The 16589-nt window shown below is 57.1% G+C and carries 15 protein-coding genes; 10 read left to right on the top strand and 5 right to left on the bottom strand.

Annotated elements, in window-relative coordinates:
- Positions 1-9: 9 nt before the first annotated feature.
- From ACLPGZ_RS15160 to ACLPGZ_RS15150, 3 genes are all read right to left on the bottom strand, one after another.
- On the bottom strand, positions 10-1056 hold the full coding sequence (locus ACLPGZ_RS15160) for an efflux RND transporter periplasmic adaptor subunit (protein WP_009460829.1): 1047 nt from the start codon (positions 1054-1056) through the stop codon (positions 10-12).
- Positions 1057-1155: 99 nt separating this feature from the next.
- Positions 1156-1599 (bottom strand): ribonuclease HI, encoded by a 444-nt coding sequence (gene rnhA / locus ACLPGZ_RS15155; RefSeq protein WP_022983314.1) that lies wholly within the window; start codon positions 1597-1599, stop codon positions 1156-1158.
- Complete coding sequence (locus tag ACLPGZ_RS15150) at positions 1596-2357, bottom strand: class I SAM-dependent methyltransferase (RefSeq protein WP_060186713.1); 762 nt, start codon at positions 2355-2357, stop codon at positions 1596-1598. The genes rnhA and ACLPGZ_RS15150 overlap by 4 nt, the downstream gene beginning before the upstream one ends.
- Before the next feature lie 23 nt (positions 2358-2380).
- Here ACLPGZ_RS15150 and gloB point away from each other — a divergent pair, with 23 nt between their 5' ends.
- The 10 genes from gloB to ACLPGZ_RS15100 all read left to right on the top strand — a co-directional run bounded on the left by gloB (position 2381) and on the right by ACLPGZ_RS15100 (position 13163).
- Positions 2381-3190, top strand: coding sequence for a hydroxyacylglutathione hydrolase (gene gloB, locus ACLPGZ_RS15145; protein WP_035273550.1), 810 nt, complete (start codon positions 2381-2383; stop codon positions 3188-3190).
- A 10-nt stretch (positions 3191-3200) separates the two neighbouring features.
- Positions 3201-4610: a transglycosylase SLT domain-containing protein gene (locus ACLPGZ_RS15140; RefSeq protein WP_060186712.1), complete on the top strand. Its 1410-nt coding sequence runs from the start codon at positions 3201-3203 to the stop codon at positions 4608-4610.
- A 33-nt stretch (positions 4611-4643) separates the two neighbouring features.
- Positions 4644-5429, top strand: a complete 786-nt coding sequence (gene fabI / locus ACLPGZ_RS15135; protein WP_009460819.1) for an enoyl-ACP reductase FabI — start codon at positions 4644-4646, stop codon at positions 5427-5429.
- Between the two features lie 266 nt (positions 5430-5695).
- A complete protein-coding gene (locus ACLPGZ_RS15130; protein ID WP_060186711.1) occupies positions 5696-6667 on the top strand; it encodes a tripartite tricarboxylate transporter substrate binding protein in 972 nt (323 codons plus the stop codon).
- A 9-nt stretch (positions 6668-6676) separates the two neighbouring features.
- Positions 6677-7669, top strand: a complete 993-nt coding sequence (locus ACLPGZ_RS15125) for a substrate-binding domain-containing protein (RefSeq protein WP_035273485.1) — start codon at positions 6677-6679, stop codon at positions 7667-7669.
- Positions 7670-7681: 12 nt separating this feature from the next.
- Positions 7682-8557, top strand: coding sequence for an FAD binding domain-containing protein (locus ACLPGZ_RS15120; RefSeq protein WP_429641626.1), 876 nt, complete (start codon positions 7682-7684; stop codon positions 8555-8557).
- On the top strand, positions 8550-9059 hold the full coding sequence (locus ACLPGZ_RS15115; RefSeq protein WP_060186709.1) for a (2Fe-2S)-binding protein: 510 nt from the start codon (positions 8550-8552) through the stop codon (positions 9057-9059). The genes ACLPGZ_RS15120 and ACLPGZ_RS15115 overlap by 8 nt, the downstream gene beginning before the upstream one ends.
- Positions 9052-11412 (top strand): xanthine dehydrogenase family protein molybdopterin-binding subunit, encoded by a 2361-nt coding sequence (locus tag ACLPGZ_RS15110; RefSeq protein ID WP_230940658.1) that lies wholly within the window; start codon positions 9052-9054, stop codon positions 11410-11412. Before ACLPGZ_RS15115 ends, ACLPGZ_RS15110 begins: the two co-directional genes overlap by 8 nt.
- A gap of 15 nt (positions 11413-11427) precedes the next feature.
- Positions 11428-12222, top strand: coding sequence for an SRPBCC family protein (locus tag ACLPGZ_RS15105; RefSeq protein ID WP_081055450.1), 795 nt, complete (start codon positions 11428-11430; stop codon positions 12220-12222).
- 380 nt (positions 12223-12602) lie between these two features.
- Positions 12603-13163 carry a MarR family winged helix-turn-helix transcriptional regulator gene (locus ACLPGZ_RS15100; RefSeq protein WP_060186707.1) on the top strand — a complete coding sequence of 187 codons (561 nt, stop codon included), beginning with the start codon at positions 12603-12605 and terminating at the stop codon, positions 13161-13163.
- A gap of 53 nt (positions 13164-13216) precedes the next feature.
- Here the strand turns inward: ACLPGZ_RS15100 and ACLPGZ_RS15095 are convergent, their stop codons facing one another.
- Together ACLPGZ_RS15095 and ACLPGZ_RS15090 are read right to left on the bottom strand one after the other, a co-directional pair.
- A complete protein-coding gene (locus ACLPGZ_RS15095; RefSeq protein ID WP_060186706.1) occupies positions 13217-14557 on the bottom strand; it encodes a sigma-54-dependent transcriptional regulator in 1341 nt (446 codons plus the stop codon).
- A gap of 2 nt (positions 14558-14559) precedes the next feature.
- Positions 14560-16416 carry a sensor histidine kinase gene (locus ACLPGZ_RS15090; protein WP_230940657.1) on the bottom strand — a complete coding sequence of 619 codons (1857 nt, stop codon included), beginning with the start codon at positions 16414-16416 and terminating at the stop codon, positions 14560-14562.
- Positions 16417-16589: the final 173 nt, after the last annotated feature.

Below are 16589 nucleotides of genomic sequence, written 5' to 3'. Positions count from 1 at the left end.
GATTCCGTCCTATTGCTGCGGCTGTGTTTGGACGTCGATCACTTCCTGAATATCGACCGGCACTCCGTCACGAACCTTTTGCAGCCCGGCCACCAGCACATTGTCACCCGCTTTCAGATCGCCCGTGACTTGTACCCAGCCCTGCTCGCGTACACCAACCTGCACCTGACGACGCTCGGCCCGACCATCTTTCACAATATAGATGTACTGATCCTGTCCCGAAGGAGCCAAGGCGGTTTCAGGCACCATCAAAGCCTGGTAACGCGACAGTTCAAGGCGTACCCGGCTGAACAAACCGGGGCGCAAAGCGCCATCTTCATTCGGGACCTGAGCCCGCAGCAAAATGGAACGGCCAGCCGTATCCACCGCCGGGCTGACAGCCAGTACCGAGCCATGGCGGGTTTCGCCCAGGAAGGCATCAAAGCGCAGTTCGACCGGCATGCCGGCCTTCACATCGGCCAGATATTGTTCAGGGATACGGAAGTCCACGTTCAAGGTCGAAACCGCTTCCAGCTGCACCAGATCCGTACCCGGCCCAACATAGTCACCCACCGAGACATTACGCAAGCCGGTCACACCATCAAAGGGGGCACGGATACGGGTCTTGTCCAGCTGCACACGCGCCAATTGCACTTCGGCTTGCTGAACAGCCAAGCGGCTACCGGACTCGTCTTTGGCCTGCTGGCTGATAAAGCCCTGACGGCTCAACTCCGAAGAACGCTTGTGTTGACTATTGGCCAGATTCAAATTTGCCTGTGCCTGATTCAGTTGCGCCTGCGCCATGGCCGGGTCCAATTGAATCAGGAGCTGGCCTTTCTTGACGGGCTGACCTTCTTCAAAGCTGATCGCTGAAATACGACCACTGATCTCGGGCCGCAGCACGACGGACTCTCTGGCCACCAGGGTTCCCACCGCCGCCACATCACGAATCAACTCACTTTGCCGCACGGGTAAAACTTCCACCCGCGTGGCGTCAGACTGCGCCCAACTGGGGCTGCTACTGGCAAACAGTACAAGAAACAGAGAAAAAATCGTGGGACGCAGCGTGGAAATCATGGGCGGCTTATCCTGACCGGCCAGGCCGGTGAAGCTGTCTGACAAAATATGACGGGTGGCTAATAGTACTATCAGCGGGCTACAACTCTGCCCAAGATCTTACAACTGCCTGGCAATTTCCACCCCTTCATTGGCCAGTTGATCCGCACGCTCGTTACCGGGATCACCCGCATGGCCACGCACCCATAACCAGGTCAGCTCATGTTTTGCGGCCTGCTGCTCCAACTCCTGCCACAGGTCGGCATTCTTGACGGGCTTTTTATCGGCAGTACGCCAGCCGCGGGCTTTCCAGCCGGGCAACCATTCGTTCATGCCTTTTTGTACGTACTGCGAATCGGTGTGTACCCGCACCTGGCAAGGGCGTTTCAAGGCTTTGAGAGCCTCGATCACAGCCATCAGTTCCATGCGGTTATTGGTAGTATTGGCCTCGCCACCGCAAATGGCTTTTTCACGTCCGCCATGACGCAACAAGGCGCCCCAGCCCCCCAAACCGGGGTTGCCCTTGCAGGCACCATCGGTCCAAATATCGACAACATCAGTCATGTCTTGCTAATTCCTTCATCGGCAGCGCGTCCAGCAACCACCATAGGCCGACGCACACGCCGACGGTTTTTCTTCCACTTGGGCCCGACCATACGCAAGGCCGGCGTGCGTTTGACCGCACTAATCATGTAGACGGCCCCCGCAAAGCTCCACCAGCGCGCACCGCTTTGCTCCATCCAGGACCAGCGGTCCAGCCAGGACTGCTGACGGCACAACGGTGCATAACAGCCCATCTGCGTACTTTGCACATCAAAGGACAAAAGCTTTAACCAGTCGCGCAAGCGCGAGGGTGACATCACATCTCCCGGCAAGGTAGGCGTGCCCCGCTCCAGACCCGGAATCCAGTCGTGGGCACCCCACAAACTCAAGGGGTTGAAACCCGTCAGGAGAATGCGCCCTTCTGGCACCAGAACGCGCTCGGCCTCTCGCAACACCTGATGCGGGTCGCTGGCGCTTTCCAATGTATGAGGCAGGATTAAAAGATCAATGCTTTGCGTATCAAAAGGCAGATGCTCGGGTTCGGCATAAACCAGGTTCGTCTGCTGAGCGGGCAAGACGCCGGCCTGAGCCGTACATACCTTGCAGGAGATGCGACTATGCGCCAGGAGGTCCCAATGCGGCAATCCAATTTGTATGGCATGATACCCGAAGGTGTTGACCACCTCCGCATCGATTCCGGCTTGTTCCCAAGCCCGCACATATCGCCCCGGTACGGTTTCCAACCACTGGGCAAATTGATCATTCAAAGTCTGCTCCACTGGCGCTCTCTCCCTCTACCATGATGAATGCATTTACCTGGCCTGTGCCAAGCGATGTTCGCCTGATTCCACTACCAGCCCTGAACGACAACTATATATGGGCTTTAAGTCGAAACGGTCATGCCCTGGTTGTGGACCCCGGCCAGGCCGCCCCGGTTCTGGATTGGCTGGAACGCGAGTCCTTACAACTGGATGCCATTTTACTGACACACCACCACGGTGACCACGTTGGGGGTGTCATGGATATCCTGGCCAAGCACCCGGCTCGCGTCTGGGGCCCCGCCAACGAGCGTCTGCCTGCCTGTGACGTGCGTGTCGGCCAGTCCGATAAGGTCGAGTTACCTACTCTGGAACTGACGCTGGACGTGCTGGACATCCCCGGCCATACCGCCGGACACGTTGCGTACTTTGGTCAAAATGAGGTAAAACAGCCCTTTGTTTTCTGTGGTGATACCTTGTTTGCTGCTGGTTGCGGACGCCTGTTTGAAGGCACCCCGGCACAAATGACGGATTCCCTGGGCAAGTTGGCAAAACTGCCATCGGACACCCTGATCTGCTGTGCGCACGAATACACTTTATCCAATTTACGCTGGGCTCTACAGGTAGAGCCGGACAATCCCCAACTGCATGAACGTTGGGAACAGGATAATCTCAAGCGTCAGCAAAACTTGCCTACGGTGCCCTCCACCTTGAAAACAGAATTGGCTACCAATCCATTTCTGCGTTGCGAGACGACTGCTGTTATCAAGGCTGCCGAGCACCATGCTGCCCAGTCCCTTAATAATCCTGTCGAGGTATTTGCCAGCCTGCGCGACTGGAAAAACAATTTCTGAAGATTCCGCAATGAACCTAATGAGACTTTTTGCGCTGCTATGCGCTTTCGTGCTGGCAGGCTGCGCCACAGGCCCCAAGGTCAGCCCTCAAAAAGCCGCCAAGACCTCCACCAGCATTGCCGCCGATACGTCTCGCACCATTGATCTGACCCACCCACCCAAAGACGCGTGGGACCGGATGCGCCGGGGTTTCTCCATCCCCAACCTGCATACCGATCTGGTTGATTACTGGACCAACTACTACGCTTCGCACCCCGAATCCATCCGTACCATGAGCCAGCGCGCCTCGCGCTATCTGTACCACATCATGGACGAGCTCGATGCCCGTGGCCTGCCTTCCGAACTGGCCTTGCTGCCTTTTGTGGAAAGTGCCTATAACCCCGTCGCCTATTCGCGCTCCCATGCGTCCGGTCTTTGGCAGTTCATCCCCAGCACCGGCACACAATACAAGCTGGAGCAGAACTGGTGGGTAGATCAGCGCCGTGACCCGGTCGAGTCCACTCGCGCTGCTTTGGACTATCTGTCTTACTTGTACGAGTTCCAGGGCGACTGGTATTTGGCCCTGGCCTCCTACAACTGGGGTGAAGGTTCGGTACGCCGCGCCATGGAGCGTAATGAACAGGCCAACCTGGATGTTGACTACTTATCGCTGAAGATGCCGGACGAAACACGTAATTACGTCCCCAAACTGCAAGCGATCAAAAACATTGTGGCTAACCCGGAGCGTTATGGCATCACCCTGCCTCCAGTCAGCAATACACCGTACTTCACAGCCGTACGCAAGAACAAGGACATTGACGTCGCGCTTGCCGCCGAGCTGGCTGAAATCTCCGTGGATGAGTTCAAAGCCTTGAACGCTGCCCACAATCGCCCCACAATCCCTGCCGATCGCGGCACCTTGCTGCTGCCCGCCAACAAGGTGGATATCTTCAATGCCAATCTGGCGGCCTACCAGGGCAAGCTCAGTAACTGGAAGGCCTACCAATCCAAGCGCGGCGAAAGCTATCTGTCCATTGCCCAGCGTCACGGCATTACCTTGTCGCAGCTGCGCTCCATCAACGGTTTGGGTAGCAAGAGTACCAAGGCCGTTGCCCAGACACTATTGGTGCCCAGCACCACCTTGGGTGAAGGCAGCCTGCAACTGGCTTCTCTGACCAATACACCTGCCGCCCCGGTAGCGCAAAGCACACGCCGTGCTCGTACGCAATCGGCCAGCGTCAACCGCAAGAATGACACTGTTGTTTTGCGTCGCGGCGCCAATGTGCGCACCCATACGGTTCGACAGGGCGATACACTTTACGCCTTGGCCAAACGGTACGACACTTCGGTGGCAGAACTGCGACGCCTGAACAATATCAAAGGCAGCTCTCTTTCCAGGGGGACACGTTTGCGTGTTCCCGGTTCCAATATTCGTGGCTAAGTCCACCCACTAATTACATAAAGGATTTTCAGCATGGGTTTCCTGCAAGGAAAACGCATCCTGGTCACAGGCGTCCTCTCGAATCGCTCTATTGCTTACGGGATTGCGCAAGCATGTCGCCAACAAGGTGCTGATATTGCCCTGACCTATGTGGGCGAGCGTTTTAAAGAACGTGTTGAAGGCTTTGCCAAAGAACTGGGCACGGATATCGTGCTGCCCTGTGATGTGTCTGAAGACGATCAGATCGAACAGGCCATGGCCTCGCTGGGCGAGCGCTGGGACGGTCTGGACGGTTTGGTGCACTCCATTGGTTTTGCACCCCGTGAAGCCATTGCCGGCAACTTCCTGGACGGCCTGTCGCGCGAATCGTTCCGCGTCGCTCATGACATTTCCGCCTACAGCTTTCCCGCACTGGCCAAGGCTGCCCTGCCCTTGCTGAAGGGCCGCAAGAGTTCGGTGCTGACCCTGACCTACCTGGGCGCTGAAAAAGCCATCCCTAACTACAACACCATGGGCGTGGCCAAAGCTGCGTTGGAAGCCTCCGTGCGTTACCTGGCGGTGGCGCTGGGCGAGTACGGCATTCGTGCCAACGCCATCTCGGCCGGTCCTATCAAGACCCTGGCGGCCAGCGGCATCAAGGACTTCTCCACCATTCTGAAATTCGTAGAGACGCACGCTCCCTTGCAGCGCAACGTCACCATTGAAGAAGTGGGCAATGTGGCCTCCTTCCTGATGTCCGAATTGGCCAGCGGTATCACAGGCGAAATCACGCACGTTGACGCCGGCTTTAACTGCATCGTTCCGGGTATGCAGGAGTAAAGGCCAGCATCAGATGCCTACAAGCATCCTGATGACAAAAAGGAACAGGCTTTTGCACTGTTCCTTTTTTTTGGCCCTGGATCAGCTGCAATTTGCGCTACTGGCTTCTTATATAAGCAATAAAAAACATAAATAAATCAGTACACTGACTTTCTCGTTTTCCCTAGTAGGATATAAAAAATAATCTGTGAATAATATTTATGTCAGTGCACTGACTATTAAAGCATAAAAAATCAATCACAGAACTCGATTCTCGAGGAGACACAATGTTCCAACGCCAACCGCGTCTGCTGGCCCTGGCTGGGCTTTTGCTGAGCTGTGCAATGCTGGCCCCCGCCACCGCCAGTGCTAATAAACCGATCGAAATTATCGTCACCTTCCCACCAGGAGGGGGCACGGATTTACTGGCCCGTCTGATCGGGAATTACTTCAACGAACAACTTGGCCAGCCCGCGATTGTGGACAACCGCCCCGGTGCCAGCGGCAATATTGGCGCTCGTATGGTGGCCCAGCGCCCGGCCGACGGTCAGTCACTACTGATGGTCAACAGCTCCTTTGCTGTCAATCCGGCCGTGTTCGACAAGCTGCCGTTCGATCCCAAGAATGACTTCACAGCTGTCTCCAACTTCGCCTTTGTTCCATCGGTCGTTATCGTGCCGGCCAACTCCCCCTACAAGACACTGAAAGACATGCTAACGGCTGCCAAAGAGAAACCGGGCGAAGTGTTCTTTGGCTCTTGCGGCAACGGTACTCCGCAACATCTGGCTGGCGAAATGCTCAACGAAGCAGCGGGCGTGGAAATGGCGCATATCCCCTACAAAGGTTGCGGTGGCGCTCTGAACGATGTGATGGGTGATCAGGTGGGCTCGGCCTTCGTCACTGCCTCCAGCACCCTGCCCTTCATTGAAAGCGGGAAGGTACGTGCCTTGGCTGTGACCTCGGCAGAGCGCAGTCCCCTGTTGGCCGATGTGCCTTCGATCGCCGAGCTTGGCTACCCAGGCTACGAGCTGAACCAGTGGCACGGCTTACTGGCTCCCGCTGGCACTCCCGAGCCTGTCGTGCAAAGACTGCATGAAGCAGTAGAAAAAATAATTGCGCGCGAAGACGTGCAAGCCAAGCTGACAAGCCTGGGCTACACCGTTGCCCACGACGGCCCCGCCCAGTTCCAGGCGATGATCAATGCCGACATCGATCGGTTTCGCGAACTGGCACAAAAAATTGGACTGACAATCAACTAAGGACCCACCATGAGCAAACTGAAGTTAAGCGTATCGATTGGCAATTACGACCGTACCCTGGCCTTGAAAGACGGACGTGTCGGCATTGAGGGCTGTGACATCAATGTCGTATCCCTGGAGCCCGAGGAAGCATTTCACCGTGCTTTTCGCTACGAGGAGTTCGACGTTACGGAAATCTCCATGAGCAGCCACATGATGACTACTGCGCGTGGCGACAATCAGTACGTAGGTATTCCAGCCTTTCTGTCACGCGTTTTCCGCCATTCCGGCATCTATGTGCGTACCGACCGTATCCGCAAGCCCGAAGATCTGAAAGGCAAAATCATTGGTGTGCCCGAATACCAGATCACAGCTAACGTCTGGATCCGGGGCATCTTGCAAGATGAGTTCGGTATCCGCCCCAATCAGATCAAATGGGTACGCGGAGGGATCGAAGAACCAGGCCGGGGCGAGCGCGCTCCCATTGATCTGCCAGATGACATCAGCCTGGAGCAGATCCCGGATGACCGCACCTTGTCGGACATGTTGGAAAAAGGCGAAATCGACGGATACATCGGAGCACGAGCACCTTCATGCTTTCTGCGTAACGCCCCCAATGTGGGCCGTCTGTTCGGAGATGAGTACGTGGAAGTAGAAAAAGACTATTTCCGCCGCACGGGCATCTTCCCGATCATGCATATGGTTGGCATCCGCAAGTCTCTGGTACAGGACAACCCCTGGCTGCCGGTCAGTGTGTACAAGTCCTTTCTGAAGGCCAAAGAGCTGGCCGTGCATGAACTGAACGAGTTGTGCCATCTGGCTGTCACCCTGCCGTGGATGGTGCACCATCACAATGAAGCCAAAGCCTTGATGGGAGAGGACTACTGGCCCTATGGCCTGGAGGCAAATCGCCACACCATCCAGACCTTTGCGCAGTACCACCACGATCAGGGCATGTCGCAACGCCTGGTCAAGCCCGAGGAACTGTTCGCGGCCTCCTCGCTGGACCTCTCCAAGATATAAGGCAAAACCGGCATGAAGGCTCCCGTTTTCAATTACTACGCCCCCGAAACGCTGGCTCAGGCACTGGGCTTGTTGGCCAATCAGGAAAACGCCCGTGTATTGGCTGGAGGCCAGTCCTTGCTGGCCATGCTCAATATGCGCTTTGCATTTCCGGACACGCTGGTCGATATCAACCAGTTGCCCGAACTGTCCTACCTGCAAGAGCAAGAGAATGGCGATATCGCGATGGGTGCCATGACACGCCAGCGCGACATTGAATTTTCCGAGCTGGTGGCAACACGTCTGCCGCTCTGGAAGGATGCAATCCTCAACGTCGGGCATCGCCAGACCCGTAACCGAGGAACAGTGGGCGGCAGCCTTTGTCAGCTGGACCCTTCTGCCGAAATACCGACAGTCAGCATGGCGATGGATGCTGTGTTGACCGTCGCCAGCATACGTGGAGAACGAACACTTTCAATGGCCGATTTCCCGGCAGCCTACATGACCCCCAACATGCAGGCTGACGAGCTGTTGATCCGCGTCCAGGTGCAGCCGTGGCCCGCCAGTCACGGCTGGGCTTTTCTGGAGTTCTCCCGTCGGCATGGCGATTTCGCCATCGTGTCCTGCGCTGCCTTGCTGTTGCTGGATGAAGCCGGCTTGGTGAGTCGCGTCAGCATCACCCTGGGCGGAGTAGGTGCATTTCCCCTTCGCATGACCGAGGCAGAAAACGCCCTGCTGGGCACCCCGGCCAGCCCCTCAGATATCGAACGGGCCGCCGAACTATGTGGCCAGGTCGATGCTTCCAGCGATTGTTATGTCCAGGGCTGGTATCGCCAGCGGCTGGCCAAAGAATATACGGCGCGCGCCCTGCGGCTAGCGCTCTCTCGTACAGGACAACGGCATGAATAACCCCCTTCCTTCGGGCAGTCGCCCCATCACCCTGTGTGTCAATGGCCAGAACCTGACAGCCCATGCCGAGCCTCGTGTCAATCTGGCCGATTTCCTGCGCCACGATCTGGGTTTGACAGGGACCCATGTGGGCTGTGAGCACGGCGTCTGCGGCGCCTGCACCGTGCAGATTGACGGCCACTCAGCCCGTAGTTGCCTGATGCTGGCAGTACAGGCCCAAGGCAAGCATATCCGCACCATTGAAGGCCTTGCCAACGAGCAAGGCTGCTGGCATCCCATCCAGGAAGCCTTTCGCGAGCTGCATGCCCTGCAATGCGGTTTCTGTACGCCGGGCATCCTGATGTCCGTCGTTGAGCTGCTGGAGAACCACAGCGATCCCAGCCCCGAACTGATACGCGACGTGCTGTCCGGTCATCTATGCCGCTGTACCGGCTACCAGAATATTGTGCGTGCGGTACAGAAAGCCGCTGCTGCGTTGAGGGCCCGCCATGCTCATGAATGATCCTCACCAGCAGGAACAAGCCGCCTGCGGTCTGGGGCACTCCTTTCTGCGCCTGGAAGATGAAGCCTTGTTAACCGGGCAGGCCCAGTTTCTGGATGACATCCCCATGGAGGGTGTATTGCATGCGTGCTTTGTACGTAGTCCTCACGCGCACGCACGCATTCGTTCCATAGACCTGTCGGCAGCCCGAGCCTTACCTGGCGTACACGGAGTATTTACCGCGCAAGACCTGATGGGCGAATTAACTCATTGGCGTATGCCATTGGGCTTTGCCTTTGCCGTACTTCCAGAAAATACCGTCCCCTTCGTCCTGGCACGCGAAGAAGTCGCCTTCGTTGGCGAAGCGATTGCCGTGATCGTCGCCCAGTCCCGTCACATAGCCGAGGATGCTGCTGCACTGGTGGCTATCGACTTCGAAGTCCTGCCAGCGATTTCTGACCTGCGTCTGGCTCTGGAACCGAACGCAGCGGTGGTACGCACCGAGCTACAAAGCAATAGCCTGCAAAACTACACGCTGGCCTATGGCGATATCGATGCCGCCTTCCTTGATGCAGACATCCTCATCGAGGAGTCATTTTCAGCCCACCGCGGCTGTGCTCATCCCATCGAAGGGCGAGGCGTGCTTGCACGACTGGACCCCGCCGGCAACGAGTTGACCGTTTGGTCATCCACCCAGATGGCACACGAACTGCACTACACCCTGGCCCTGATGCTGGGCCATCGCGAAGATCAATTACGTGTGATCACCCCCGACGTAGGCGGCGGTTTTGGGGCAAAGTTCATGATCTACCCCGAAGAAATCGTCATTCCAGCTGTCGCCCGCCTGCTACGTCGTCCCATCAAATGGGTAGAAGACAGACGCGAGAACTTCCTGACCTCTATTCAGGAGCGCGACCAGGTATGGTCAGTATCTCTGGCGGCCGATAAAAACGGGCGCATACGCGGCCTGCGTGGCAGTTTCATCCATGACCACGGAGCCTACACGCCGCAGGGCACCAACGTCCCCTACAACGCAGCCTCATCCATGACGGGCCCCTATGTCGTTCCAGCTTTCAGTCTGACTGCTGACGTGGTCTACACCAACAAGGTGCCAGTGGCTACCGTACGCGGCGCAGGCTATCCGCAAGCCGCTTTCGTCATGGACAGATTAATGGACCGGCTCGCGCAACAGATCGGCATGGACCCCATCCGCTGCCGCGAACTGAACCTGATTCCTGCCGCCAAAATCCCCTACACCAAGCCGCTGAAATCCAGGGCGGGTATACCACTGGTTATCGACAGCGGAGACTTTCCCCGCATGCAAGCCATGGCAGAGCAGGCGATGGACCGCGACGGTTTTGAACAACGACGACAGGCGGCCCTTGCTCAAGGCCGTTATCTGGGCCAAAGCCTGGCTAATGCCGTCAAACCAACCGGTCGCGGCCCCTATGAGTCGGCCACCGTCAAGATTTTCCCATCCGGTCGAATTGCCGTGTTCACGGGAGCCCTGGCCATGGGCCAAGGCATCAAGACCTCGCTGGCGCAGATTTGCGCAGCACATTTCGGCGTGGAACCCGCAGGCATAGACGTTCATGCCGGCGATACACGTCACATCGGTGTGGGGATGGGCGGTTTCGCAAGTCGCCAGGCGATTATGGCGGGTACAGCCGTTGAACAGGCCTCCCGGCAACTACGTCATAAAGTGCTGCTGGCAGCAGCGGCCGTGCTGAAAGTTCCTCAAGAAACCCTGAACATTTCTTACGGCATCGTGCGTAGCAGCGCAACTGACACAACCATCAGCCTGGCTCGACTGGCCATGGAGCTCAAAGGTGTGCCGGGCTACAGCCTGCCTATCAAGACAGACCCTGGTTTGGAGAGCACCGCTCATTTTCACTGCGACGAGCAAACCTACGCCGGATCCACGCACGCCTGTGAAGTGGAGGTAGATGCCAGCACTGGCGCTATCCACATCACACGCTATCTGGCTGTGCAAGATTGCGGCACGCTCATCAACCCGATGATCGTGGAAGGTCAGGTCGTTGGCGGGGTCGTCCATGGTCTGGGCAATGCCTTGTTCGAACAGATGGCCTACGACGCCGAAGGTCAGCCCTTGTCCACCACTTGTGCAGAATATCTTCTGCCCACCGCCCCGGAAGTACCAAATATCGAGGTGTTGTTCTGCCCCTCCCCCACGCACTTGAATCCGCTAGGAGTCAAAGGCGTGGGCGAATGCTCCACCATCGCCGTCGCCGCCGTCGTGATCTCAGCCGTGGAGCAAGCACTGTCACCGCTGAATGTGCGCATCAACGAGTTCCCACTCAGCCCTATGCGGCTACTGGAACTGATCGATCAGGCCACGCAACCGACACAATAAAACAGGAAAGCTGCCATGAATTTCAAAAACCGGTTTCACATTCCTCTACCACTGGATCAGGCATGGACGCTCATGCTGGATGTACCGCGCATCATGCCTTGCCTGCCCGGAGCCAAACTGACTGATGTCTTGGACGGCAACAAGTACCAGGGTTCGGTTTCAGTCAAACTCGGGCCGATCAAACTTTCTTTTGATGGCACTGCGGAGCTGGTCAACACCGATGAGGAAAATCATATTGCCTATCTGCGTGGCGCCGGTCTGGACCCCAAGGGACGCGGTTCAGCCAGCTCGGACTTCAGCTTTGCGCTGACACCGTCACCAGAAGGAGGGACCGACGTGGAGGTCAGCACAGAACTGACCTTGTCAGGAGCTGTGGCCCAATATGGACGCGGCAGCGGCATGATCGCCGAAGTGGCCGGGCAGATCCTGGGCCAGTTCGAGCGCAACCTTGCGCGCATGGTGCAGGGTGACGCCAATCCTGCACAGGGCTCTGACGCCCCCGCCTTCCCCAGCAGCCAGGGCATGACAGCCGCAGCTGGCGCTGCGGTTGCCAACATGCCCTCAACAGCTGCCACGCCAGTTTCCACTATCGAAGCCCAAGCCATCCTTTATCAATCCCAAGCCGTACTCGCTCAAACCCAGCAGCTACAGGCCCAGATGCAACAAACCCTGCTAAGGCTGCAAGCACGTGGCCGACAGGATGATGACTCTGCAGGCGAGCTCAATATGCTATCTATCGGTCTCAAAGCCTTCTGGTCGCAGATACGTTATCGAGTGGGAAGACTGTTCGGGCGCAAGGACCCCGCGTAAAGCTTACGAGGAAACTAAGCGCCTTGTACCCGGCGCTTAGACTGCCCCTGAAAATGCCAATCAGGTATCAATCGGCTGCCAACACGCAGTTATTAAAATCGCCTGACAAACTCTTGATTTAAAACAGAGAAACTTTCACCAAGAAAAAGCGATAAAGCAGCACACTGATTATATTTTTCAGCAAGTCGGGAAATAACTGAGAGATTGAGCATGGACAGCACCAGGTGGAAACGAATACAAAATAAGAATGCAGCGCCTACCTTTCCAAGTCTGGCGCTGTCCTCCCTATAATCGCCGACCTTGTTACTACCGCCCCGTTGGGGCTTATCCTGCCATCAAGCTGTGGCCTCACCAGTCACAGCTAATTGGTCACACTCTTGATGTCTGGCTTAAGCATGAAGAATCACACCGAGTTAAAGCAAGAGAAAGGACCGAAATCCGGCGAGGCCGAATCCCTCGGCCCAGTAAAAGAAGAAAATGCCGAATTATTTCGGCAAAAGCTGTGGTCGCGTTCCGGCTTTCTGGTTCGACGTCTGAACCAAATCCATTACGCCATGTTCTACGAAGAATGCAAAAGCGATATCACCCCTGTCCAGCACGGGGTACTGTCCGTCTTGATGGGCTCACCCTGGCTAGACCAAACTACCATAGGCTATGAGCTTGGTCTGGACCGCACGACCTCCGCAGAAGTTATCCGCCGTCTGGAAGAAAAAGGACTGCTGGGACGACGCGTCAACCCTGATGACCGCCGCTCGCGCCAAACCTACATTACCGAGGCCGGCCTGGCCGTCATGCAAGGACTGAGCGCTGGCATGAACAAGGCACAGGAGCGTCTGCTGGACCCACTGACGGCAAAGCAACGTCAGGTATTCATGGATATGCTGACCCGCATTGTGGAGCACAACAATCAATATGGGCGCGCTGCCCTGAGGAATATGTAGCCTGGTCGTAAATTTGAGCAAAACCCCGATATAGCTCACTTTTACTCCAGCCTTTATTCACCCTGCGCCCCCTCTCCCACAAAGTCGCTACGCAAAATGCCATGCCGCTGCAACTTGTCGTAAAAGGTTTTGCGCGGGATACGCAGATCCTGCAAGGTCGCCTTGATATCGCCACGATGGCGTGCCAGCGCCTGACGTATCTGCTGCGACTCGAACTGCTCCATGCGGGCGGGCAGGCTCAAGTCCTCGTTTTCCAGCTCCTTGATCTCCGGGTGCTGCACACCCAGCACTTCACGTTGCGCAAAGTGTGCCAGCTCGCGCACATTGCCCGGCCAGTGATGTGACTGCATATAGGCCAGACTGCGCGCATCGGGCATCTTTTGCGGCATACCGTACTTCTTGGCAGCCAGCGCCGCAAAGTGAGCGAACAGCATGGGGATATCCTCCTTGCGCTCCCGCAAAGGCGGCAGGCGCAAGGTAACCACGTTGAGTCGGTAATACAAATCGGCGCGGAAGTTCGCACGCTGGGCGGGGTCGGACAAATCCACCTTGCTGGCGGCAACGACGCGGATATCTACCGGGTGCTCTTCGTTGGAACCCAAAGGAGTTACGCAACGGGTTTCCAGCACACGCAGCAAGCGCACCTGTGCAATCATGGGCATGCTTTCGATTTCATCCAGAAACAGCGTGCCACGGTGTGCATGTTCAACACTGCCTACACGTCTGCGCTGCGCGCCCGTGAATGCTCCGGCTTCGTGGCCGAACAGCTCGCTTTCAATAATGGTTTCAGGCAAGGCACCACAATTCAGCGCCACAAAACGATGCTGTGCTCGGGCGCTCCAGCGGTGCAGCAACATGGCCACCACTTCCTTGCCTGTGCCGGTTTCCCCTTCCACCAGCACATCCACATCGGACTGTGCCAGATGCCGCAAGGTAGTGCGTAAATTGACCATGACCTCGGAATTACCCAGGAGCGCCGGGCCTTGACCATCCTCGTCCAGTTCTTCGCGCAAGGCACGGTTTTGCAGAACCAGACTGCGCTGCATGGCGGCATGACGTATTACCGTCAGCAGGCGTTCGGCCTGATAGGGCTTGGTCAGAAAATCAAAGGCGCCATCGTGCATGGCCTGTACGGCCATATCAATATCGCCGTGGCCGGTAATCAGCACGACGGGCTGCTCGGGATCGCGAGCATGCAAGGCTTGCATCAGCGCCAGACCATCCATGCCCGGCATGCGAATGTCCGTCACCACCACACCCGGATAATCCTTGGGCAAGCGACTCAGGGCCTCCTGCCCGCTGGCACAGGCCACCACTTTCAGGCCCGCCAGTTCCAGACTTTGCACCACGGCGGCACGCAGGTCCGCATCATCATCAACAAACGCGACTTCCATTCTTATCTCTCTCCCTGGCCCAGCTCGCTATCGGCATTGCGCAGCACGATATGGAACGTGGCGCCACCCAGGCGCGAAGGCCCTTCTTCCAAACGGCCACCCAGGGCCGCCACAATATCGTGCGAGATCACCAGCCCCAAGCCCACACCTTGACGGCGGCTGGAGCTAAAGGGCGTAAACAGGCGCTGGCGGATTTCCGGACTCAGGCCGGGGCCGTTGTCAGAAACCACAATGCGCACATGCTGCTGCTCGCTCATCACTTCAATACGAATGCGCCCCTGACGGCTCCCTTCCAGAGCATCAAGCGCATTACGCAGTAAATTCACAAGAACCTGTTCCAGGCGTACCGGCAAAGCCCATACACGCACAGATTCGTTCACGCCTTCCAGCTCCAGATCTACACCCTGTGCCCTTGCCCGGTGTTCCAATAATTGCCAGGCGCTATCCACGGCCGAGCGTACCCGTACCGGGCCTTCCTGCTCTTTGGGCTTGCGAGCGTAATGGCACAGCTGAGAGGTAATGCTGCCGATGCGTTGGGTCAACGTCTGGATGCGGGACAGGTTCTGCCGTGCCGTTTCCGTCTGGCCCTGATCCAGCAAACGCAAGGTGTTGTCGGCATAGACCTCAATCGCCGCCACGGGCTGGTTGATCTCGTGAGCCACCCCCGCCGTCACCTGCCCCAGAAAGGACAGCTTCTCGGCCTGCTCCAACTGTTCACGCAGATCACGTGCACGCGAACGGGCTTCCTGCAGGGCCTGCATCTCCTGTTCCAGGCGGCGACGCGCCACCTGCAACTGGGCGGTGCGGGACTCCACCGCTTCTTCAAGGGCATCACGCAGCAACTCCTGCCGCGCCTGGGCTTCCCGGCGCTGTTGATTGCGTTGCAGCGCCAAGGCCGTCAGCACCAGCGCCGCAAACAACAGCCCCATCACCGTCAGACGGGATTGAAAGGCCTGGGTCTGCAACGCAGCATCCATGGGAGCCATCGCGTGCAAAACCCAATCACTGCCTAAAACAGGCTGCTGCACATGCAAAAAGCGCTCCTGCCCCAGTGTCCAGAAGGAGGCCCGTTCGCCGGAATCCGACATATTCAAGCCCACTGACTCCAAGGGCTCATTACCAAACTGCTGACTGGCCCGCAGCTTGACCAGTTGCTCGGGCGCGGCTTGATCCAGACTATGCAAACGCCAGTCCGGTTCACCACTTAGCAGGATCACGCCATTGGGATCGCTTACAAACATGCGATCGCCATAACCTTCCCATTCTTTTTCCAGCAGATCGAATACCAGCTTGATGACGACCACACCAACCGGCTTGCCGTCCTGATCTTGCACCATGCGTGAAATGTACAAACCCGCCTTGCCGCTGGCAGTCCCCAAGGCAAAGTATTCCGCATGCCCCTGCTCCAGGGCTTTGGTGAAGTAAGGGCGGAAACCGTAATGATTGCCCACGAAGCTGTCGGGCTCCTGCCAGTTACTGGACACCAGCGTCTGCGAATGAATATCCAGCAGGTACAGAACAGGAGCGCCCGTATCTTCGGCCAATTGCTGGAACTTGCGATTCAAAGCCTCGGCATCACCATAGGCAGGATTGCCCATCAGGTATTGGCGCAGAGCCTCGTCCTGTGCAAGAGCAAAGGACAAGGTGCGGAATTTGTCTCGGATAGTCCTGATCCAGCCGGCATTACCGCGCATCAAGGAATCAAGCCGCTGTTCGCTTTGTGTCAGCAGACGAGCCGTGCCCAAATCGGCCGAACGCCAGAAGGCAAACAGCCCCAGTACGACGGCCAAGCTCAGCAGCAGCAACCATTCGAGCCTGAAGCGCCGCCGCATGCCCGAAGAAACCGGAATGGAGTTCATGAAACCTGTGCGAAATATCGCCAAAAATTAGTAATAGCTGTGCGGATTTTCGCACACATAAGCAGATAGCGGGGAAGTTTCCTGTCCGCAAGCCGCTTATTTACTGGTTTTCTGCCGGTGAACAGATTGGCACGGATGTTGCTTTAGTCATGAGCTTATGGGCCGGGACAAGG

The organism is Alcaligenes sp. Me129 (genome assembly GCF_050487245.1).
In the GTDB taxonomy this organism is placed as follows: domain Bacteria; phylum Pseudomonadota; class Gammaproteobacteria; order Burkholderiales; family Burkholderiaceae_B; genus Alcaligenes; species Alcaligenes phenolicus.
This window is presented reverse-complemented; position numbering and strand designations above follow the sequence as displayed.